This is a genomic window from Enterovibrio baiacu (assembly GCF_004120195.1).
Classification (GTDB): Bacteria; Pseudomonadota; Gammaproteobacteria; order Enterobacterales; family Vibrionaceae; genus Enterovibrio; species Enterovibrio baiacui.
Map to the genome: position 1 here is coordinate 237,864 of NZ_SCHN01000009.1, position 19,960 is coordinate 257,823.

Sequence of the window (19,960 nt, forward strand, 5' to 3'; positions counted from 1 at the left end):
CCTTTTTCTCTGTGCAGCCTAGAAGCCAAAAAACGGCCACGAGGGCCGTTTTTATTGCGTTGTTGAGCGAGATGATGCGCTTAGACGTCTTTTGACCACGTGCGGATCTTGGTAATTTCTTCTGCGTCGATGTTTAACGATTCAAGAAACGCTTGGTGTGCCTCGGGCTCCATTTTTTCGAACTGCTTGTGCCAGTTCATCATGTCTTCTTCGCTCATACCCGCGGCGACCATAATGTCTACCCAGCGCTCTTTCGTTACCATGTTTTGCTCCAGTAATGTCGGTTGTTCTAACAAAATGACAATCGCTTTTTGCTGCTGACGTAAACGCTGGATTTCGTTCTCCAAGGCGTTGAATTGGTCACGCAGAATCTGTTCTTGCGTCATGTCATTCTCTTGATCAAGAAGAGGGGCGATTTTGTTAATGGGCACACCGTAAGACCGATACGCCAAGATGGCGGATAAGCGTTTTACTTCTTTCTCTCCGTACCACCGATAGCCATTCTCCGAGCGATATGCAGGGTTAAGCAGCCCTTCACGTTCGTAATACAAGATGGTGGTACGAGATACTCGGTGTTGTTTTGCCAATTGACTGATCGTTTGCATCGCTATGTTGTCCTCTGAACGCATGCACCGTTCCTCAAAGCGGGAACGTCGTTCTCTTCTCTCTCTGAAACAAAAGTCTCAACCCATCACTCATAGACAGGTCAACTGGGCGTTGGGCGTTTTATTTACATGTGATGTTTTATTTGCACCGTAAAAAAATCGACAATTGATTATAAAATACACTGTATTATAATGACGAAATCATGATGACACTGGATTAACATCAAGCCGCAAATTGTTGTTACCTTGTCGTCGTACTGTATCAACTGCTCAGACGGGAAAGGGATTTTCAGCCAAATGTACACGTTCTTCTCTTCGCTCATTGGATTGTTTGTCCTCAGTCTGTACATCGAATCTGCCCGCACAGCGTTACCCGATACCGCCTTTCATTTGGCATTGCCTATCGCACCATCTTTTACGCCAACAACAAGCTTTGATGGAACATGGGAAGGGATGCATGTGGATGAAAATGACAAGCACACCTGCCTGCCTTCAAAGGTGGTCGGCACGATCCGCAATGGGTTCGTTTCTTTCCACATTTCACACGACAATTCGACCCTAAAGGGCTGGATTTCTGAAACCGGTGAACTGGAAATTTACAGCGACAGCATGCAGTGGGGCTATCACTTTTCAGGGAGCGCAAGCCATGATGCGCTGACGGGAGAGTGGGAAATGAGCAACGCACCATGCAATGGCCACTGGTCGATGTCCCGCGTATCTGTCTGATAACCTTTAATGTTTTTGCAATTTCGAGACTTGATACGAATGCTTCGTTTTTACTGTCGCGAGTGAGCAACAATTCATTTACATTGTCATTATCTACACACTAATAACGGTCTACACCACTTGAATAAAGTCTGAGCGGCACAGCTATCACTGCGCGTTTGGATCTTGCTGTTTCGTTGTTTAGAGGCTGATATGGTCAATGTTTTCTATTCTTTCCGCGGTGAACACCCTGAAATGCAGCACGTTGAAGTGCAAACTACGCGTTATCGCGATGCGGTTGATCTGATTGATAAGTATCCGTGGCGTGAAGAAGTGGCATTGTTTGAGGAGCACGGTGAAGGCGGCGGACTGTTTTTCATGTTGGGGGACGAAAACGGCAAACATGCATGTTTTCAATTGGTCCCGACAGAGCCAGACAAAGGCTTGCTGTGTTTTTGGCTGGTGCTAGAAAAGGGCTTTCTTGGTATTTTCGGCAAAAAAGCCATCGATACACCCTTTGAAGAAGTGTCGATTTCCGAAGCGAAATCGAAGATTAAACCGCTATTCGATTATTCCATCGAACAACTCTACGAATCCCACAAAAAGTCTTAACATCACGAGTTTGCATTTGTTCCGTCGCTTTTACTGTTGTGTTGTCTATCATTAATGCTGCAAGTTCCAATGACTTAGGTGGTGCACATGTCGACAATCTACTTCTATGAGCCTGATGACCCGTTCGGCTTTCTTTCAAATTTTTACCCAGCACCTCTGATTATCGATGGCCAAACCTGGTTGTGCTCTGAGCACTATTACCACGCGCAAAAATTTGAAAGCCAAGACATTCGGCGGATTATTCAGCAAGCTCCCACACCGGATGATGCGTTCCGTTTGAGCCGTCAATACGCGGAAGCCGTGCGTGAAGAATGGATGGATGTTCGCGTGGAAGTAATGCGTTTTGTGGTGATGAAAAAGTTTGAGCAACATGCTGAGTTAAGAAAGCAGTTATTGGCGACAGAAAACCAAGTGCTTGCTGAATGTTCTCCTTGTGACGCTTTTTGGGGGGCTAACAGTGAGGGGGTGGGTGAGAACAAACTTGGACAAATCTTGATGGATGTTCGCGCGAAGTTGGCAACTGCGCAGCGCGTTTTATCACTGTAATATCTAGGGTTTATGTAGAGTAATGCATACGGGGTGTTAGAAATTTTATGCGCTCTGTATGGGTTTTTAACTTTTAGAAACAGAGAATGTGCCTACAAAATAAGAATTAAGTGTTATTCCCTCCTGTGGATCAGCCTTCAACTCTCTCCGCTGCTATTGTGAACTCATAAAAGTGAAGCTGGAAAACTCTGGGCATGCGCGAATTACGCATCCCTAATCGTTTTGATTTTCCACACTTTTAACTTCAGCGACATGATTGCCCATTATGTCGCTCGTCAACTCGGCTTCTATGAGTAGTGCTGCCAAGTAATGTAGAGACGGTTGCGTTAGCAATGTAGTCATCGTTTTCATTGTTGCTAAATGGTAAACCGTCAATAGGCAAAAACGTCAGTGCAATGGCAGGTGGGACAAGCGACGTTTTCGGGTTCCAACTGGCTGATGTTAAGCGGTAAAACCCAAAAACTTGCCAGCATATTTTGATCACTTGTGACTTCAACATCTCGGTAGAGGTCGAAACAGGGCAAACGGCTCAATGCGAAGGCTTTGACGTTTTGGCTTGTATAAACGCGTGGTGTATGAATTTTTGCGTTGCGTGAATGATAACTATCGAGATTGCACGCTAAATAAGGCAGATAACACGAACGAATGGATTTGTGTTGACTTCGATTCCTAAGGGCAATGCATTGTCCTTGCGCAGTAGGCCTTGAGCGGTTTCAACACAGGTGTTAAAGCCCATTAAGGGGGATACATGGTTGATACTATTAGAAGCGATGCATCATCACTTCAACAAACATTACTCATTATTGAGGACGATCCAGAGAATTTAAAGCGGCTGGGAAGGTTACTTGAAGATATCGGAGCGGTTGTGACAGCAAGCCGTTCAGAGGCGATTTCGGCACTTAGACACCATCAACCACATGTGATCGTGATGGGCGATTTGGTCATGGCTGACCTGACGCTGATAAGCGATATTCTCGCTCTGGATAAGAAGAATAAGATTCTCGCCCTCGTAGGGAATGAGAATACACAGACAGTGCAACCGGCGTTCGAGCTAGGGGCATTTGATGTGGTGGGGCGCGAACTCAATGATCCTTTACTCAAACTGGTGGTGAAGCGTGCTGCGCATGTTGCCAAAGTGGAGAAGGATCTTGCTCGACTCACTAAACAGGAAAAACGTGAAGATCAGTTCGTTGGCAATAGCTCGCAAGTGTTGCAGCTGATGCGGATGGTTGATCGTGTTGCGCTGACGGATGTGAACACGCTCATTGTGGGCGAAAGCGGCACAGGTAAAGGGCTGCTAGCGCGCGCAACCCACGACAAAGGGCCGCGAAGAGAGGCACCTTTCATCGCGATCAATTGTGCGTCTGTGCCAGATCATCTTTTGGAAGCAGAACTGTTTGGTACAGAAAGTGGGTCTGCGTCTGAAGGCTACCGTGTCACGGTCGGTAAGATTGAAGCGGCAGAAGGGGGCACACTATTTCTTGATGAAATTGGCGACATGCCGTTAGCGCTCCAGTCGAAATTGCTGCGCTTCATGCAGGAACGGATGGTGAACCGCATTGGCGGCCAGCAGCCTATTCCTGTGGATGTGAAGATCGTAAGCGCGACCTATCAAGACATGAGCAGTCGTGTTGCAGAGAAACGCTTTAGAGAAGATCTGTTCTATCGTATTGGCGAAGTGACGATTCATATTCCTCCATTGCGGGAGCGCCCGGATGACATCATGCTCCTCGCAAAAACTTTTCTGAATGAATTCAGTCACAGCATGAACAGAAACATTCTTGGCTTTACGGAAGAAGCTGTCGAAGCCTTGCTCGAACACCCTTGGCCGGGGAACGTCAGAGAGCTTCAAAACAAGGTGAAATCTGCGGTGATTTTGGCAGACGGCAATAAGATTGCGACGGCGGATCTTATGCTGACCAAGGAACAGAAGAAAGACAGCGGGTTACCGCTGAACTTGCGTCAAGTGCGTGAAGAAGCTGAGCGTCATGCTGTTTCGCGTGCATTGCTGCGTGCTGAGGGGAACATGTCTCAAACCGCCAACTTGCTTGGTGTGTCTCGTCCTACCCTTTACACCTTGATTGATAAGTACTCTCTTCAACGTTAACACATGATTTTGTGTGTGATTTTCCATCGTTAGCGTTTTGTTTGTAAGCGATGGAAAATCCGTTGATGCCTTTCTGTCTTACCCCTGCGACGAAACTGAAAGTAACCCTAAATTTCATAAGGAAAACTCCCCATTGGTTATACAGTTAAGAATGTATGAACATGTAACCTGAGGGTATCGCTGAATCCGGCATCTTCAAGTGACTTGTGTACGACGCTATGGAACGCAAGAGGTTTCGGAAGGATAGGTTTAACTCAGCAAAGCGGTGGAGTGTTGATATGAGAATGTCCGAGTTTGTCGATGACAATCTAGTGCTAAAAGCAGATGTCGATGTGTGCTTAGCCGATGATTTTACGTTAGACGCCTGTGCGTATGAATCAGGCGACCAAATGGTGTTGTTCAGTCCAATGACGGGGGATGTGTTGGTGTGCGACAGCGCAACTAGTGTGTTTCTCTCCCTTATCGAAAAAAACCTTCCTCTTGGCGCGGCGCTTTCAGCGCTCTCTGTGTGCCACCCTGATTATGCGCAAAAGTTGCTCCGTGAACTTGAACGTATGGAAATCATCCGATTGGCGGGCGTGAACTGGAGCTGATTGCTCGTATCATGGTTGTTAATGGATGTCTGTCAGCCTAGCTGACGTGCTCTTCTTACTGTTTTTCATGGTGCACGGGTATTCGGCTGGCTAGTCGAACGAGTAACTGTCTGATTTCTGACGAGACGAAAGCTGTTTTCTTCTGTTTGCTGAGGTATGCTTCAAGCATGACTTTTAATGGTTCAGTGTGAATGCTGGACGACTGAGCAGGCTTGCTTTGCAGTACATCAAAATCAAAGACACCATTGTTGAACAAATCCAAAGTGGCCTTCTGGCGGCGGGCACCAAACTGCCTTCTGAACGAAAGCTGGCGGAATCTTTCAAAACCACACGTGTCACGCTGCGTGAGGCGCTCTCATTATTGGAAGCTGAAGGGGTGATTTTCCGTGAAGATCGCCGCGGATGGTTCATTGCTGAGCATCCTTTGCAGCTTGATCTAACGTCTGCTTATCACATTCATGCCGTGGCTCAGGCACAGGGGAAATCAGCATCAACGGAAGTGGTGGTTGCTAAGACCTTGATGGCCAATAAAGAGGCGGCGGAGAAAATGGCATTGCCACCGTTTTCGGATATTCACCATATTGTGCGAACGCATCTGGTTGATGGCCGCCCTGTGATGTACGCGATTCACTATGTGCGTGCGGACAGCACACCGTCTTTGCTGGATCACGACCTCTCTCAAGATCTTTCCGTGATTTTCAATACCACTTTCCAACTGCGTTTTGCTCAGTGCACGTATGGTGTGTCTTCTACGTCTTTCGATAAGGAGATTGCGCAAGCATTACGTGCGACAGCAGGCGCGCCAGCGCTGTTAATCGCGCGGACACACACGGACATTGATGGTGTGGTTCAAGAAGTGGTGTTAGAGCATTGGCGACACAACGCGGTAGCGCTGAACGTGTCGGCGGGTTTTTCGCTCTATACCCAAACAACCTGAAGATGCTCGATGTCAGAGGCCCTCAGAGTGTTCAATTCAAGGCAAATTCTTGTAGGAATAGTCATTCTATTTCACAGGAATTTAACGATGAAGTGGACGCTCTGAGGGCCTCCCTTCGGGCGAGTTTACTGACGCCATGCTCGGTGTTGTCCCTTTTTGATGGAGCGCACTACATCGGCAAAGGGACGCCTTGATCATAACATCAGTAAAGCTCGCTGAATCCTGCATCTTCAAGTTGTTTGGGTATAGTCTTCCTTCCAAACGCTTCACACGTCGCGATTTGACCGTATTGACAGTCTTTCTTGGCTGTATCGTTGCGCTTCCTTTTCTAATTTATCCCCATGCGCCAACACGTAAAGCGCTTCACAACGCTGTTGGTGAATGCGTTCGTCATGGTGCTGTTGAATGTGCAAGCGGGCTAAGCGGCCCAACTGCATGCGCTGTGACACATTGCTAAAGAGCTGAAGCAAACGATCGTACGTCTGTTGCCCTTGCGCCGTGCTTGAGGAGAGTACCGGTGGCGCTTTGCTTTGACTCAAAGGGTGAACGTTTGGGTTGGCGAGCAAAATCGGCAGCCCCATCGACATGGCTTCCAAGGTTTTCGATGGGAAGGCGTATTTGCGGTGCAAGCTGGCGTAGCAATCTACGCGTGTATTGAATTGGTAGCTATCCGTGAGCAAACCACAAAAACGAATGGCGTCGTCTGGCAGCGATAAACGGTCAACGCACTGGCGATAGGCGTGCAAGTGTCGGCTGTTTCCCGACACCAAGAGTATGGCGTGATTCGCGAATTCCTCGTCGAGATCTCGCGCTTTCGCAAACGCTTCAAAGAAGGTTTCAACGTCCTGCAGTTCGGCGTCGCAGATTGATGTGCCAATGACAAATTTATCATTCGGCACGGGCGCTGTGCCAATCATGCACTCTTTTTTGTTAACCTCTAGCTGCCTCAAAGGCGGGCGCAACCGCTGGCTGTTTATGCCGAAGCGGATCAGCTTCACCTTGCTTTGTTCCACTTGGGTGTGTTGAAGCAGCCACTGCTCGCTTTCATCTGAGGTTGTAACAATGAAATGCGTTGAAGGAGAAAGCAGGCGGTAGCGCCATTGTTCAACAAGGAGTGAAAGCCCTTCTGACGCGCTTGGGCTGGCGAGCTGCGTATGCAGGCGCAGCGGCGTAGCGTGTTGGTAAGCAAACCATTGGATCGCCATGGTGTTGTCGCCATAGGTGTGGCAAATGTCGGGTCGAAGCAAGGCTATCACGCGGCGGCATTCTTTGAGACCACCGAAATTCAGTAAGCCTTTTGGGTTGAGTTCAATGCAGCTGGTGTTAGGCGGAAAGCGCACGTTGAGCCCTGGCTGCTTCTTGAGCACCACTAAGGTATGTTCATACGCATCACTGCTGAATAGGCGAATGACATTAAACACCTGACGGTTCTGTTCTGCATCGGCGAGGTTATCGACGAAATGGCAGATATGCAGGGGAGCCGTTCGATTCATCATCTTGTGCTCAACACGTTCAAAGACGCTACTTCCATGAAACCACCTTCAAGACATGATCTTAAAGAACCTATGCGTATACTGGCATAGCCAATAGGTGAGAAGTTTCTGATTTAAGAGACAAACCAACAGAAAACTGGGCGGATTAGCCGCGGGCTTGTTGGCGGCTTTGTTGGCGGCTTTGTTTGCGGAACGGGGGGATTGAAAGGCCGCCTAGCAAGAGGCGCTTTTATCTGCTCAATACAGACATGGAGTCTCTTGATGCGTGAAGGCGAATTGAATCAGCCGGTTAAAACGAGAAAAGCGACGAAGTGCGTCGCTTTTAGAGAGGTGATTCCACTAAGGCGAGGTTTAAGACTCGAACGCTTCTGAAGGAATGGGGGCCAAATCGAGCACTTTCACTTCTGCGCGATTGCGGCCTGCACGCTTGGCTTTATAGAGCCGTTGGTCAGCGGTTTCTAGCAGTTGATTCGGTTGGGTTGCACCATCTGGGGTACAGATAACACCGCCAATACTGACCGTGATGATCCCGCTATTTTTACTGCCTTGGTGTGAAATGCTTAAATCACGCACCGATTGACAAAGTTGCCACGCCACTTTCTTCGACTGTTCAAGATCAGCACCTCGTAGAAGAAATGCAAACTCTTCACCGCCAAATCGCGCGATCGTTGCATTGCTTGCTGTTGCCACCTGGTTCATGGCACGCGCTACGTAGGTCAACACTCGGTCGCCTTGCAGGTGTCCATAAATGTCGTTGTACGCTTTAAAGTGGTCGATATCGATCATCATGATGGTGATCGATGCGTTGTCATCGACGGCATCATACAGGGCGGTGTTCATGATTCGGCGGAAAGGACGACGATTTAACAGGCGTGTCAGTTCGTCGGTTTCGGCCTCAACACGCAACCTTTCATTGGCGAGGATCAGCTCTTCTTGCAGCTCGGTCATGGCCACATGATCGCGCTCACGGATCGTTAATTCACTCAACATGGTGGCGAAACGTTTTAGTAGCAGGTCTTTGTTTTCATTCCAACGCAGCGAGCAGTGATTGTTGGTGGCGACCAACAAACCAAAACTCTTACGGCCATCGGTTAATGGGAACATGGCCAAACTGTGTATACCAACGCTTTCGAGGAACAGACGTTCAGTCACGGCGTGATCTGACATGCTATTGGTGTCGATGATCGCGGTGTCATGTACGTCCATTAACCAACGCTTGAGCTTATACATGTCGGTGAAATCAATATCTGGCTCATCGCTCGACTCTGGGTATGAGGCGCGATATTGCACTTTGTCATAATCAAAGGCGAGCCAGAAGATATGGTCAGTTTCAAGCAGGGCCGCCATGCGTGACATGCTCGCACGCACATCGTTCTCGACATCGGTTTTGTGGCCTTTGAGTAAGCGGAGCGATAGGTCAGCCAGCAGTTTGTTGGCTTGGTTCTGCCAGTCTAACTCCAACGTTCTTGCATTCACTTCTTCTGCCAGCAAGGTTTTGTGCTGCTTTAACGTGCGCTCTTCTAGCTTCTTCTCAATGAAGTCGGCACGAACACGTTGATAAAGCGCTTGCACGGAATTAGACACTTGGCCGATCTCATCTTCACACTTGATCAGTGCGTCTGGCAGAACGAACTTCCCAACCTTGGCTAAGTCTATTTTATCGACGTGCTCCGCCAGCGATTTCATTCGGCTGGTGAAGGTGCGCTGCACAATGAACAACAGCAACAGCGCGATCACAAAGGCTTCGAGCAGGTAGATCATTGCCACGGAGCTTGCGCTTGTAATAGCCGATGACTCGATGGCATCCAGATCTAAATAGACTTCAATAAAGCCCGCGTTCTTTGTGCCATCACTGATGCTGAAACGCGAAAAATAGGCTTCAGCAAGCGGCGCATCTTCAGGGTAAGCCCAACGTTGTGTGCCGGTTGCACTGACCAGAAGGGCATTTTTCACATACGGCATGCCCGCGAGGCTTTTTAGCTGCTGGGTTAAAAGTTCGTTGTCTTGTTTGCTGATGGCATAGTTCAACACGGAGATGGTGCTGCCAATGCGCTTTTCTAGTGAAGATTTTGTCCAATCGACCGTGTGCGAGTAGTTGATACCTACTTGAACACTCATTGAAAGCACCGCAAAAATGAGGCTCAGGCCTAATACAAGAACGGTCAGTTGTGTTTGTATGCTTCGGCGTAATTTGAATAACTTTTTCAGCATGCAAGGCTCTTAACGTATGGAGCAATGGCAGCTTGGTGCTGTGTATGCATCGCCATGGCTTTTTTCATGTTCTGGTGGTGGTCATACTGAGGCTGGGGTGGCCTTGCGTTCGCAAACACTGGCGCAAGAGTCACTACGTGATCTAAGACGCGGGTGAAGCACCTGAGAATGCTGAAAGCGTAGAGTATTAGCTCTAAGGTGTATGTGAATAAAAGACAGGGGCGTTGAAGCACGCCTTGGAGATCACATTCATTCACATCAAGCGTTGCGCGACGACGATCTGTTAGATGTTGGTTGCTTCGCTGATGTAATCCGGGGTGCATTGCGCTTTGCCAATGCCAGACGTCAGATTCAATCGGAGTAGCGATTGCACGACGTATTCCCCTGGAAAATGGTTTCGCCATCTTTTACTCCAAAGTACCGACAAATCTTTCAGTAATTTACAGTCAGTCTTCAAAGTCTACCGCATTTTTAAGGCAGATCTTGTCTATAAAATCATTTAAAACGTGTCATGTGTATCGTTTGAGCAAATAAAACGCATTTACAGCGAAAATGTTATTCTTATGTTGGCATATGTTTGGCGCGGACTTTCGCGACTGTTTCGAAGATGAATTAGTCGTGATCAGTGGAGATGCATATTTGATGGCTGCCAATACTCCTATCACCGCCCATATCAAGGCAGGAATCAGGCTCGGTAAATTTTTGGAATTCGATGCCGAGTACAAACGCACCAATCACAAGCACAACAACGATAATCCATCGGAATATCTTTAATTTCATGTAGAATGCCGCTTCCCTGTCAATCCGACCCGTAATAATGGGTCGTGTTAATGTGCACGCTGATGTCGTGTCGCTGTGATGGCCATGCCTTGTTTTGTCAAAATGTTTGGTTTTAAGGCGTTAAAATGCAAGCCTCACGCGTGCGAGAAAAGATTCAGACCAGAGTAGTATCAATCCAATAAGTATATCTGACCAACAACATACCGTGTTTTTAATTTATTAGTGTATCAACTGAACAGACGAGCGTGTCATTGTTGGCGATTATTCCCGTTAATGAGATTTTTTCGGGGCTTAGCGCAGTCGATTCTGCTGGGTCATTAGACCCAAATTATCGAAATTGAAAGGATTGATGCCAATTAAAACAAGACTTTATTTAAGTGTGTTTCATGGCGAGCTTTGAATCTGTCTCTATACTCAGATCGTGTGTGCATCCAGTTTTCGTTGGAAAAGAGATACAAGTTTGAAAATCAAAAAACGAATCCGAAAAATGTTTCCGCTGGATTTTTATGGCGAAGATAGAGGGTGGCGTTTTGTTATTCGGGCATACAACACAGCCGAAGTGTTTGATGCGCTGATGTGGCGTTCTTTTCTTTCTGTGCGCCGACAAGAGTTAAACCTTCTTCACCTTGCGATTGAAACCTTCCCTTACCAGAGTGACTACTCCGAGGGGCGTGTTGCGGAAATCTCTGGCTCTCATGGCGCATTAATGCGCGTGAAGATGCTAGGGCCTGTTGTCGAGGTGAGTGCGTTGAATAAGGCCTATCACGATAAAGTGGCGTCTGAGGCAATGCTTTCCATCGCCTAATGCTGGTAATACCGCGCATTGCTCGTGGTGTCTAGACAACGAAAAAGAGGTTGGACATTGTCCAACCTCTTTTTTTTAGAGAAAAACACGTCATGCGATGGGATTACGAGGCGTGTGTCTTCGCCTCAATTTGGCGAGGAAGCCAATAGGAAACCACGCTGGCAGTTGTCAGCATGGCAGCCGAAATCCACAGACACGCTTCTAGGCCATAAGCTTGGTAGACCCAGCCTGAAAGCAAGGTGCCGAACAATCTACCCAAGGCATTCGCCATGTAATAGAAGCCAACATCCAGCGACGCGCCATCGCTGCGGGCATAACTCACGATGAGATAGCTGTGCAATGACGAGTTGATTGCGAAGACGCCACCAAACACCAATAGGCCCACCACAATGGAGATTTCAGGTGCGAGAGAGTGGTTGAGCGCGATGGCAATCAAGGCCGGAATAATGGCGAGGCCAGCCGCCCAATACATCGCTGAGCGACCATCTGGCGTCTTCCCTTGTGCTTTGCCTGTGATTTTTGGCGCAAAGCCCTGAACGATGCCATAGGCAATCACCCAAGCGGCAAGAAACCCTCCCACGTACCAGTGGTCCCAACCGAGTTGACTGGTTAAGAACACGGGAAGCGCAACCACAAACCACACGTCACGCGCACCGAACAGAAACATTCTCGCAGCAGACAGCACGTTAACGGGCACGCTCTTCGAGAAAATCTGGGTGAACTTAGGTTTGCTTTTCGATGTGCCAAGTTCGGCTTTCAATGACAGTAAGCTGCTGATCCACACGACCAGAAGCATGGCGGCCATTGCTGCAACTGCCCCTTGGAAACCGAGTACCGACAGCAATGCGCCACCCAGGAAGAAGCCAGCCCCTTTCAGTGCGTTCTTCGACCCTGTCAGTGCTGCTACCCATTTGTAGAGCGTGCCTTCGGCATTCTCAGGCACCAGGGTTTTCACTGCGCTTTTCGCACTCATTTTGTTGAGATCTTTGGCGATGCCTGACAAGGCTTGCGCGGCCATCACCCAAGCAACGGTTAACATGCCCGCAGGTACCATGAGCATACCGAGCGCGACGATCTGCAAACCAAGGCCAATGTTCATGGTGCGGTTTAGGCCAATACGTGCCCCAAGCCAACCACCAACAAGGTTAGTGACAACACCAAAGAACTCGTAAAACAAAAACAGCATGGCGATTTCCAACGGGCTGTAACCCAGCGCGTTAAAATGCAGCACAACCAACATGCGCAATGCGCCGTCGGTCAGCGTGAATGCCCAGTAGTTGCCTGTAACAATGAGATACTGCTTTATCTCAGTGGAGAGTGAAGCGAATGGCATGGTGAAGTCTCTTCCCGTCTACGCTTATTTTGCTTTGTCTTGGCGGCCGACCATGAGTGCTAGCTCTGCAGTACGGTTCGCGTAGCCCCACTCGTTGTCATACCAAACGTACAGTTTTACCTGTGTGCCGTTAATGACCATTGTGGACAGGGCATCAATGGTGCCTGAGCGCGGGTCTGTTTTGTAATCAATCGATACCAGCGGGCGCTCTTCGTAACCAAGAATGCCTTTCAGTTCGCTGTTTGTGGCGTCTTTCAAGAATGCGTTCACTTCTTCTTCCGTGGTGGCACGGCTGACTTCGAAGACGCAATCGGTCAGTGAGGCGTTGGTAAGCGGAATACGAACAGCGTGGCCGTTCAGGCGACCTTTTAGCTCTGGGAAAATGTGGGTGATAGCCGTCGCTGAGCCTGTGGTCGTTGGGATCAATGAGGAACCGCATGCGCGTGCACGGCGCAGATCTTTGTGCGGCGCGTCGATGATGGTTTGTGTGTTGGTGATGTCATGAATGGTGGTCATTGAGCCGTGCACAATGCCGAGCTTCTCATGAATCACTTTAACCACAGGTGCAAGACAGTTGGTGGTACACGAGGCTGCCGTCACGATAGGATGGTTGTCTGCATCGTATTCATGGTGGTTAACACCCATCACAACGTTAAGTACGCCATCTTCTTTGACAGGGGCAGTAACAACAACGCGCTTCACACCTTGTTCTAGGTAGGCATTCAGTAGCGCTTTGGTTTTCATCTTACCAGACGCTTCAATTACGATATCGCAATCAGACCAATCAGTATCACCAATGGCACTGTTTTGTGTGCACTGAATGGAGTTCTCGCCAATCACCATGTTTTGTCCATCGGCAATGGCTTCATGTTCCCAACGGCCGTGAACGGAATCGAAGTTGATCAGATGGGCGAGGGTTGCAGCGTCGCCAGCAGGGTCATTAATGCGAATGAATTCGACATCCGCTTGGTTGAATGCTGCTCTGAACGTAAGGCGACCCATGCGGCCGAATCCATTGATACCGATCTTAATTGTCATTGCGTTTTCCTTCTTCGCTGAATGCGCAGTCTAAAGGTGCGGGATTTACATATGGAAAATCATATATTCGTTTTTTCATATGTAAAGTGAAGTTTTAACGACAAAGGTAAAAAGAGCCTGTGTGGTGCTTCATCTTGGCATGTGCTGTCAGAAAATGCGTATGGTGTGTCGTCTAAATAATGCAATTCAAAGCAACACTCTCCATTCAAAGTAAAGATAAAGACCGCGATTACTTATCAGTTGCTGACAATTTCATTGTATTCATCGCATAAAACTTCATCATAATCGTAACAAAAGGTTTCCAGTTGCAACAAATAAACAATTTATTAACGTGTTCTCTACAGAGAATCTTCCAATAAATAAAGCAGTTATGATTTTATAACCGCCTGATTTTGTATAAAAGTGTAACGTAAATGTAAATAATCACCCCTTAGCGGTCGGAACAGAAATGTGTAAAAATACGCTCCAGGTGAGCAAAGTTTGCTTAATGTTTTATTTAACTCTCATTTTGGAGTAGAAATGGCCTTCTTCTTGGTTGTTTTTCTGTCTGTTGTTGGCGGCATCCTCGCGGGTGAGCATGTCCATTCCTATATGGTTGGATTTTCTCTCGCAACGGTTGCTGTTGGGTGTTGTTATTGGCTGAGCTTCCGCCATACAAATTATCCACAATTGGCGCTGCTGCTTCTGATTTCAGGATTTGCAGTCAAAATGGGTATCACTGTATTCGGCGTGATGTGGAGCCTTGAGCGCGAATTGATCACATCACCTTTCGTCTTTGCTCTGTCGTACCTGTTCTTCTCTTTGGTCGCGACTTACGGCTACTTTAAGTACCGCGAATTTGTGCAAACCCGAATGGCGGCAGTGAAAGCGCGTTTGCAAACAACGTAAACACAATCAATCGTTAACGTGCGCATTTTGTTAACGTTCGCCTATAGTTAGAAAGGTGGCTTATTAGCCACCTTTTTTTGTGCCTAGTTTCTGACTTGCAAGGAATTAAATGGGAAAAGAGCTTCATACTGAACGTCTGGTTTTACGGCGTTTTCAGGAAAAGGATCGAGAGCCTTTTGCTGCGATGAACGCAGACCCGTTTGTCATGCGCTACTTTCCTGCCACGCTAACTCACAGCCAAAGTGACGACACCTTATTGCGTATCGCCAATAAGTGGGACGAAACCGGGATTTCCTATTGGGCGGTCACCTTGAAATCGACAGGCGAATTGATCGGCACTGTCGGCATCAATTTCACTGATTATCAAGTGATGGGTGAATACGTGTATGAGATTGGTTGGCGTATCGCCTCGGCGTTTCACCGCCAAGGTTATGCCACAGAAGCAGCCAACGAAGTATTACGTGCTGGGTTCGAGGAAAGCCAACTTCAACGCGTCGTGTCATTCACTGTGCTAGAAAACACGCCATCACAAGCGGTAATGAAAAAACTGGGTATGCGTGATACGCAATTTCAGTTTTTTCATCCCAGTATTGCTGCTAGCCATCCGCTTTCAGAGCACTGCCTTTACGAAATGACTTCACAGATGTGGCATAAACTGCACCGCACATCGGACTGAGTGGCGCGATAAGCCTGAATGTAAGCATTACGCCTTTCTGTAGGGCAGGTGTTGGAATGCGTCGTCGTAGTATTGTTGGATCATGTCATGTTCGCGCGTGAGATACTCTGCAATCCCGTCATGGAAACCTGGGTGCGAAAGGTAGTGTCCAGAATAGGTAATCACAGGCTCAAACCCTCGAATCAACTTGTGTTCACCTTGTGCACCTGCATCAAAGGTGGTGATGCCGTGCGTTATGCAGTACTCAATCCCTTGGTAGTAACACAATTCAAAATGCAGGTTTTCGAAATCTGACAAACTTCCCCAGTAGCGGCCGAACAGCGTGTCATTCGATTTGATGTAAAGCGCGCCCGCCACGTAATCGCCGTAGGCTTCAGCAAATACCAATACCACTTTGTCTAACATGGTTTCACCGAGATGGTGGAAAAATTCACTGTTTAAATAGCCGGTATGCCCTGAGCGTTTTAGGTAGGTCATTTGATAAAAGTGGGTGAAGACATCCCAATGCGCACTGGTGATCGCATCCCCTTCTAACACATGGACGGTTGCCCCTTGGTCACCAATGCTTTGACGTTCTTTGCGAATGGTGCGGCGTTTGCGTGAGGTGAGCATGGCCATGAAATCATCAAAACAGGTATAGCCCCGATTCAGCCAGTGGAATTGGACGTCGCGGCGTTCCAAGAACCCGTTCTCTTTCAAGGTGTCACACAAGGTGCTTGATGGGAATAAAACGTGAACACCAGAACACTTTCGCTGCTGAGCGAGCGTTTGCATGGCGCTCAGTAAATGTTGGTAAATCTCGGCACTGTCTTCATTCGCGGACACAAGTAGACGCGGGCCTGAGGAAGGCGTAAACGGAATTGCGCAGACGAGTTTGGGATAATACTCCATGCCTGCATCTTCATAGGCTTCTGCCCATGACCAGTCAAACACATACTCACCATAAGGATGTGCTTTGATAAAGCAGGGAGCGATACCGATGAGTGTTTGGTGACGGTATACACCAATGTATTGCGGGAACCAGCCAGTTTTGGCGCCTACGGCTTGGCTCTTTTCAAGTGAATAGAAAAATTCATACTGAATAAACGGATAATCACTAGGTAGCAACGCGTTCCACGCCTCTTTACCAAATTCTTCGATTGTCGAGATTACCTTACATTCCATGGTCATCAGCTTTTGAATCACTCCATTGTTGATTTTATTGTTAATAGTGAAATTCAGCAGTGATAGTGAACGAGATATCAGACAGAAATACAACCAATAGAAACTAAAGGTTTCGGGAAAAGCATAGAGGTTCTTGAATACTCTCAACCATGGTACAAAACACTATATTTATCCCTGTTCGCTTCATGATGTTTCAGTTTCGACTTTATGTAAAATTATAAACTGGAATATATGCTCATAAATGGATTTAAGTGTTGTTAGGGTGTTGTTTGTTGGCATAGTATAAGGTTAACGACCCATTAACATGTCGGGCTTTGTTTTGTCATCAAAAGGAATGGGATATGCAAAACACCTTTTTAATTGAAGCATTTCAGACACCTTCTGAAGTTGCTGACACACTCACGCCTTATTTTTCTTCGCTAGAACGTGACCCGTATGTGGACAGTGATGTGCGCTTTAGAAGCTATGCGCGTTTTTCGCTTTCATCGTCTGGCGAGATCTCGCGATTAGCACACGCCCCCTTTATGCAATCTTCCGACGTGAACCGCGTGGTCGGTGATGTTCTGCGGGAGTTTGCGCCTATGTCTGACGACATGATTAATACTCAGGCGTTTCAACATTTACTGAAATCTTTCGCCAGTGCCACTGGCATCGAGAAAGACGGCACACAAGTGGATGTTCACCAAATTCGCGTCACCTGCTCGGTGGATGATACGTCTGCCCCCGCGCCTGAAGGCATTCACCAAGATGGATTTCGCTTTGTTGGCATTTTCTGTGTGCAACGCAAAAACATCGCGGGGGGATTCACGCAAATCTTCACCTCTCCGGTGGATCAGCATCCACACCTGAATACGGTTCTGGAACCTAATCAGTTCATCATTCTGGATGATGCGCGCTACTACCACCACATATCTGAAACACTATCCAGCCAATCAGGCGAAGAGGGGATTCGCGATGTCTTTGTCTTTACCGCTTAATGCTACAAACATTGAACAACTGCGCCGCCAGTTTCCTGCGTTGCAGCGAGAAATTGAGGGCTCTCATCCCGTCTATCTTGATGGCCCGGGTGGCACCCAACTTCCTGAGCGCGTGATTGATGCTATCAGCGACTATTTGCGTGCGGGTAATTCCAATCTTGGTGGAAAATTTACTGTTAGCCGTGAAACCGTGGATGTGGTGGCAAAGGCGCGGGAATACGCCGCGACATTGGTGGGCGCAGCATCGCCAGACACTGTTTTCTTCGGTGCGAACATGACCTCGGTAACGTTCAGTTTCAGCCGTGCATTGAGCCAAGAGTGGCAAGCGGGTGACGAAGTGATCGTCACTGCGGCAGATCATGGTGCGAACCGATCAAGCTGGATCATGGCGGCGAATGACAGAGGCGTAAATGTCCACCACTTGCCGATTAAGGATCGCACTGGCGCGTTAGATCTTGACGCATTAGATGCGCTGCTGAGTGAAAAGACACGCTTGGTGGCATTAACCGCGGCCAGCAATATCACAGGCACGATCACGGATTTAAAGGCGGCCATTGAAAAGTGCCATCGTGTGGGGGCGAAAGTGTTCGTGGATGCCGTGCATTTACTGCCGCATCAGTTGGTGGATGTGGTGGCGTTGGACGTGGATTTTCTTGCGGGTTCTGCGTACAAATTCTACGGGCCACACCTTGGTTTCCTGTATGGAAAGCATGAATGGATGTCGAGTGTTGCACCCTACAAAGTTGAACCTGCACCGAGTACACCTCCAAACTGTTGGGAAACGGGTACGCTTAACTTTGAAGCCTTGAGTGGGTTCATTGCTGCGGTTGAGTATATTGCGTCTCTTGGCGACGGAGAGACGTTACGTGAGAAGCTGGAAACGGCATACAAGGAAATTTCTGCGTATGAGTCGGCGCTTGCCCGTTACTTCCTAGCGCAGTTGGATTCCCTTGATGGTGTCACCTTGTACGGTAACGACGGCGTTGAAGGGCGCACCGCGACGTTTGCGTTACGCTTTGGCGATATTGACCCTGCAGACGTGGCTGAGGCGTTGGGTAAGCAGCAGATTTACGTGTGGAGCGGACATTTGTATGCAGACAAGCTGACGGATGCATTCGACGTGACCGAGAAGGGCGGAATTTTGCGGGCGGGTGTGATGCACTACAACACGCATCAAGAAATTGATCGCTTTTTTGATGCACTAAAAACGGTGCTCAAGCGTTGAGTTTACGCCGTTCAACAGAAACAAAAAGGCCGACGCGGCGTTTACCCTGCGTCGGCCTTTTCTTTATTCTGCGCTTTTTTCGCTTACGAGCGCGTAGCTGATGACGTAGAAGACATCGTCATTCGGGTAGATTTTGCGGATGAGTGGCTTTAGCTCATCAAGTGGTAAAAACTCTTGCGCTGCGTGCTCTTCACCGATGTCATCAAAGGTGATTTCAGTAACGGACTCAATGTCGATCTTACAGACATATTCGTCGGTTTCTAACGTGTGCACATCTACTCGCGTGCCCGGCACATAATGGCTTTCCGATTTATCACGGATGGTGATGGTTTTCTTTCCGCTTACGATCAGCGGCGTAAGCCAGCCAAAAAAGGTAATTTTCGTCGGTGCTTGATTCACAAGTCGAGCCTGTCTTTACTAAATTCAAAGTGGCGCATTAAAACACATTGTATAACAAAGTGCGTCAACAAATTTCACCTCTATGCATACTCCTAAAAACAGGCGAAAGAAGCGGGTTGATAGAGCGGGGGTAGACGGGTGAACGACGGGCGATAGAGGGGAAGTGGGTGGTAAATTGGGGAGAGAAATGTTTGTAATTTGTACCGTTGAAGAAAGAAATCGTCGCGTAACCTGGAAACAGTGTGGGGAAACGTCCGTGGCTTTGTTAGAATGCCGCCCCTTGTTTGGGCACAACCCGCGATAGAAGAGAAGAACACGTTGAAAGAATCGACCGTCATCATTGGATTAAGTAACCCTAAAAGCCCAGAAAACGTGGGCGCTGTGATGCGCGCTGCCGGCTGCTACCAAGCGGATGAAGTGCGATACACGGGACAACGTTATGACAGGGCGGTCAAATTCTACACCGACACGAAAAGTGCCGCTGACACCATTCCACTGACGGCGGTGGAATCGTTTCTGGATGATTTACCCGCAGACATGAAAATTGTTTGTGTTGAATTGGCACTCGGCGCGCAGCCGCTGCCACATTTTGTTCACCCAGAAAAAGCGATTTACATTTTCGGGCCAGAAGACGGTTCGATTGCGCAGAACGTGGCAGACAGAGCGGATCATGTTGTGTATGTGCCGACGGTAGGTTGCATGAACCTTGCCGCGTCGGTGAATGTGCTTCTTTACGACCGTTTGGCAAAAGCGGAGAACATTGAACTTGGCGATGATTTAATTCTTTCTAGCCGTGATAACCGCAATACGCTGAGCGTGAAAAAGCCGTAACGCCGAGCCATTGCCACTGTGACCGCCGACGCAAT

At 48.2% G+C, this 19,960-nt stretch carries 20 protein-coding genes; 12 read left to right on the plus strand and 8 right to left on the minus strand.

Features of this window, described 5'->3' with window-relative positions; all coding sequences use genetic code 11:
* Positions 1-80: 80 nt before the first annotated feature.
* Positions 81-605, minus strand: coding sequence for a MerR family transcriptional regulator (locus tag EQP46_RS10590; protein WP_129493613.1), 525 nt, complete (start codon positions 603-605; stop codon positions 81-83).
* A 297-nt stretch (positions 606-902) separates the two neighbouring features.
* Between EQP46_RS10590 and EQP46_RS10595 the strand changes: the two genes are divergently transcribed.
* The 6 genes from EQP46_RS10595 (at position 903) to EQP46_RS10625 (ending at position 6,105) form a co-directional block, all read left to right on the plus strand.
* Positions 903-1,331, plus strand: coding sequence for a hypothetical protein (locus EQP46_RS10595; protein WP_129493614.1), 429 nt, complete (start codon positions 903-905; stop codon positions 1,329-1,331).
* Positions 1,332-1,523: 192 nt separating this feature from the next.
* Entirely contained in the window at positions 1,524-1,922 is a 399-nt protein-coding gene (locus tag EQP46_RS10600; protein WP_240671700.1) for a hypothetical protein, read from the plus strand.
* A gap of 87 nt (positions 1,923-2,009) precedes the next feature.
* Positions 2,010-2,468 carry an NADAR family protein gene (locus EQP46_RS10605; protein ID WP_129493615.1) on the plus strand — a complete coding sequence of 153 codons (459 nt, stop codon included), beginning with the start codon at positions 2,010-2,012 and terminating at the stop codon, positions 2,466-2,468.
* A gap of 748 nt (positions 2,469-3,216) precedes the next feature.
* Complete coding sequence (locus EQP46_RS10615; protein ID WP_129493616.1) at positions 3,217-4,575, plus strand: sigma 54-interacting transcriptional regulator; 1,359 nt, start codon at positions 3,217-3,219, stop codon at positions 4,573-4,575.
* A 278-nt stretch (positions 4,576-4,853) separates the two neighbouring features.
* Positions 4,854-5,168 (plus strand): hypothetical protein, encoded by a 315-nt coding sequence (locus EQP46_RS10620; protein WP_129493617.1) that lies wholly within the window; start codon positions 4,854-4,856, stop codon positions 5,166-5,168.
* 217 nt (positions 5,169-5,385) lie between these two features.
* Complete coding sequence (locus EQP46_RS10625) at positions 5,386-6,105, plus strand: UTRA domain-containing protein (RefSeq protein ID WP_129493618.1); 720 nt, start codon at positions 5,386-5,388, stop codon at positions 6,103-6,105.
* 266 nt (positions 6,106-6,371) lie between these two features.
* On the opposite strand, the gene EQP46_RS10630 is transcribed toward EQP46_RS10625, so the two are convergent.
* The 3 genes from EQP46_RS10630 to EQP46_RS24230 form a co-directional block, all read right to left on the minus strand.
* Positions 6,372-7,601: a glycosyltransferase family 4 protein gene (locus EQP46_RS10630; RefSeq protein WP_129493619.1), complete on the minus strand. Its 1,230-nt coding sequence runs from the start codon at positions 7,599-7,601 to the stop codon at positions 6,372-6,374.
* A 348-nt stretch (positions 7,602-7,949) separates the two neighbouring features.
* Complete coding sequence (locus EQP46_RS10635) at positions 7,950-9,716, minus strand: GGDEF domain-containing protein (protein ID WP_240671701.1); 1,767 nt, start codon at positions 9,714-9,716, stop codon at positions 7,950-7,952.
* Positions 9,717-10,421: 705 nt separating this feature from the next.
* Positions 10,422-10,589 (minus strand): hypothetical protein, encoded by a 168-nt coding sequence (locus EQP46_RS24230; RefSeq protein ID WP_167482760.1) that lies wholly within the window; start codon positions 10,587-10,589, stop codon positions 10,422-10,424.
* 460 nt (positions 10,590-11,049) lie between these two features.
* Between EQP46_RS24230 and EQP46_RS10645 the strand changes: the two genes are divergently transcribed.
* Positions 11,050-11,394, plus strand: coding sequence for a hypothetical protein (locus tag EQP46_RS10645; protein WP_129493622.1), 345 nt, complete (start codon positions 11,050-11,052; stop codon positions 11,392-11,394).
* 103 nt (positions 11,395-11,497) lie between these two features.
* Here EQP46_RS10645 and arsJ read toward each other — a convergent pair whose 3' ends face one another.
* Together arsJ and EQP46_RS10655 are read right to left on the minus strand one after the other, a co-directional pair.
* Positions 11,498-12,727 (minus strand): organoarsenical effux MFS transporter ArsJ, encoded by a 1,230-nt coding sequence (gene arsJ, locus EQP46_RS10650; protein WP_129493623.1) that lies wholly within the window; start codon positions 12,725-12,727, stop codon positions 11,498-11,500.
* A 24-nt stretch (positions 12,728-12,751) separates the two neighbouring features.
* Positions 12,752-13,765, minus strand: coding sequence for an ArsJ-associated glyceraldehyde-3-phosphate dehydrogenase (locus EQP46_RS10655; protein WP_129493624.1), 1,014 nt, complete (start codon positions 13,763-13,765; stop codon positions 12,752-12,754).
* A gap of 519 nt (positions 13,766-14,284) precedes the next feature.
* On the opposite strand from EQP46_RS10655, the gene EQP46_RS10660 reads away from it, so the two are divergent.
* Both EQP46_RS10660 and EQP46_RS10665 read left to right on the plus strand, forming a co-directional pair.
* Positions 14,285-14,653, plus strand: coding sequence for a hypothetical protein (locus EQP46_RS10660; protein WP_017008682.1), 369 nt, complete (start codon positions 14,285-14,287; stop codon positions 14,651-14,653).
* A 109-nt stretch (positions 14,654-14,762) separates the two neighbouring features.
* Complete coding sequence (locus tag EQP46_RS10665; protein ID WP_129493625.1) at positions 14,763-15,329, plus strand: GNAT family N-acetyltransferase; 567 nt, start codon at positions 14,763-14,765, stop codon at positions 15,327-15,329.
* 27 nt (positions 15,330-15,356) lie between these two features.
* Here EQP46_RS10665 and EQP46_RS10670 read toward each other — a convergent pair whose 3' ends face one another.
* Positions 15,357-16,493: a GNAT family N-acetyltransferase gene (locus tag EQP46_RS10670; RefSeq protein WP_240671702.1), complete on the minus strand. Its 1,137-nt coding sequence runs from the start codon at positions 16,491-16,493 to the stop codon at positions 15,357-15,359.
* Positions 16,494-16,834: 341 nt separating this feature from the next.
* Between EQP46_RS10670 and EQP46_RS10675 the strand changes: the two genes are divergently transcribed.
* Together EQP46_RS10675 and EQP46_RS10680 are read left to right on the plus strand one after the other, a co-directional pair.
* Complete coding sequence (locus tag EQP46_RS10675; RefSeq protein WP_129493626.1) at positions 16,835-17,470, plus strand: 2OG-Fe dioxygenase family protein; 636 nt, start codon at positions 16,835-16,837, stop codon at positions 17,468-17,470.
* Positions 17,448-18,695: a cysteine desulfurase-like protein gene (locus EQP46_RS10680; protein ID WP_129493627.1), complete on the plus strand. Its 1,248-nt coding sequence runs from the start codon at positions 17,448-17,450 to the stop codon at positions 18,693-18,695. The genes EQP46_RS10675 and EQP46_RS10680 overlap by 23 nt, the downstream gene beginning before the upstream one ends.
* Before the next feature lie 63 nt (positions 18,696-18,758).
* Here the strand turns inward: EQP46_RS10680 and yqfB are convergent, their stop codons facing one another.
* Positions 18,759-19,094, minus strand: coding sequence for a N(4)-acetylcytidine aminohydrolase (gene yqfB / locus EQP46_RS10685; protein WP_129493628.1), 336 nt, complete (start codon positions 19,092-19,094; stop codon positions 18,759-18,761).
* A gap of 270 nt (positions 19,095-19,364) precedes the next feature.
* Between yqfB and EQP46_RS10690 the strand changes: the two genes are divergently transcribed.
* On the plus strand, positions 19,365-19,925 hold the full coding sequence (locus EQP46_RS10690; protein ID WP_158239736.1) for an RNA methyltransferase: 561 nt from the start codon (positions 19,365-19,367) through the stop codon (positions 19,923-19,925).
* Positions 19,926-19,960: the final 35 nt, after the last annotated feature.

Coding starts and splice junctions, on each gene's coding strand:
- EQP46_RS10590 (WP_129493613.1), bottom strand. CDS start 605: ATGCAAACGATCAGTCAATTGGCAAAACAACACCGAGTATCTCGTACC.
- EQP46_RS10595 (WP_129493614.1), top strand. CDS start 903: ATGTACACGTTCTTCTCTTCGCTCATTGGATTGTTTGTCCTCAGTCTG.
- EQP46_RS10600 (WP_240671700.1), top strand. CDS start 1,524: ATGGTCAATGTTTTCTATTCTTTCCGCGGTGAACACCCTGAAATGCAG.
- EQP46_RS10605 (WP_129493615.1), top strand. CDS start 2,010: ATGTCGACAATCTACTTCTATGAGCCTGATGACCCGTTCGGCTTTCTT.
- EQP46_RS10615 (WP_129493616.1), top strand. CDS start 3,217: ATGGTTGATACTATTAGAAGCGATGCATCATCACTTCAACAAACATTA.
- EQP46_RS10620 (WP_129493617.1), top strand. CDS start 4,854: ATGAGAATGTCCGAGTTTGTCGATGACAATCTAGTGCTAAAAGCAGAT.
- EQP46_RS10630 (WP_129493619.1), bottom strand. CDS start 7,601: ATGATGAATCGAACGGCTCCCCTGCATATCTGCCATTTCGTCGATAAC.
- EQP46_RS10635 (WP_240671701.1), bottom strand. CDS start 9,716: ATGAGTGTTCAAGTAGGTATCAACTACTCGCACACGGTCGATTGGACA.
- EQP46_RS24230 (WP_167482760.1), bottom strand. CDS start 10,589: ATGAAATTAAAGATATTCCGATGGATTATCGTTGTTGTGCTTGTGATT.
- arsJ (WP_129493623.1), bottom strand. CDS start 12,727: ATGCCATTCGCTTCACTCTCCACTGAGATAAAGCAGTATCTCATTGTT.
- EQP46_RS10655 (WP_129493624.1), bottom strand. CDS start 13,765: ATGACAATTAAGATCGGTATCAATGGATTCGGCCGCATGGGTCGCCTT.
- EQP46_RS10660 (WP_017008682.1), top strand. CDS start 14,285: ATGGCCTTCTTCTTGGTTGTTTTTCTGTCTGTTGTTGGCGGCATCCTC.
- EQP46_RS10665 (WP_129493625.1), top strand. CDS start 14,763: ATGGGAAAAGAGCTTCATACTGAACGTCTGGTTTTACGGCGTTTTCAG.
- EQP46_RS10670 (WP_240671702.1), bottom strand. CDS start 16,493: ATGGAATGTAAGGTAATCTCGACAATCGAAGAATTTGGTAAAGAGGCG.
- EQP46_RS10675 (WP_129493626.1), top strand. CDS start 16,835: ATGCAAAACACCTTTTTAATTGAAGCATTTCAGACACCTTCTGAAGTT.
- EQP46_RS10680 (WP_129493627.1), top strand. CDS start 17,448: ATGTCTTTGTCTTTACCGCTTAATGCTACAAACATTGAACAACTGCGC.
- EQP46_RS10690 (WP_158239736.1), top strand. CDS start 19,365: ATGCCGCCCCTTGTTTGGGCACAACCCGCGATAGAAGAGAAGAACACG.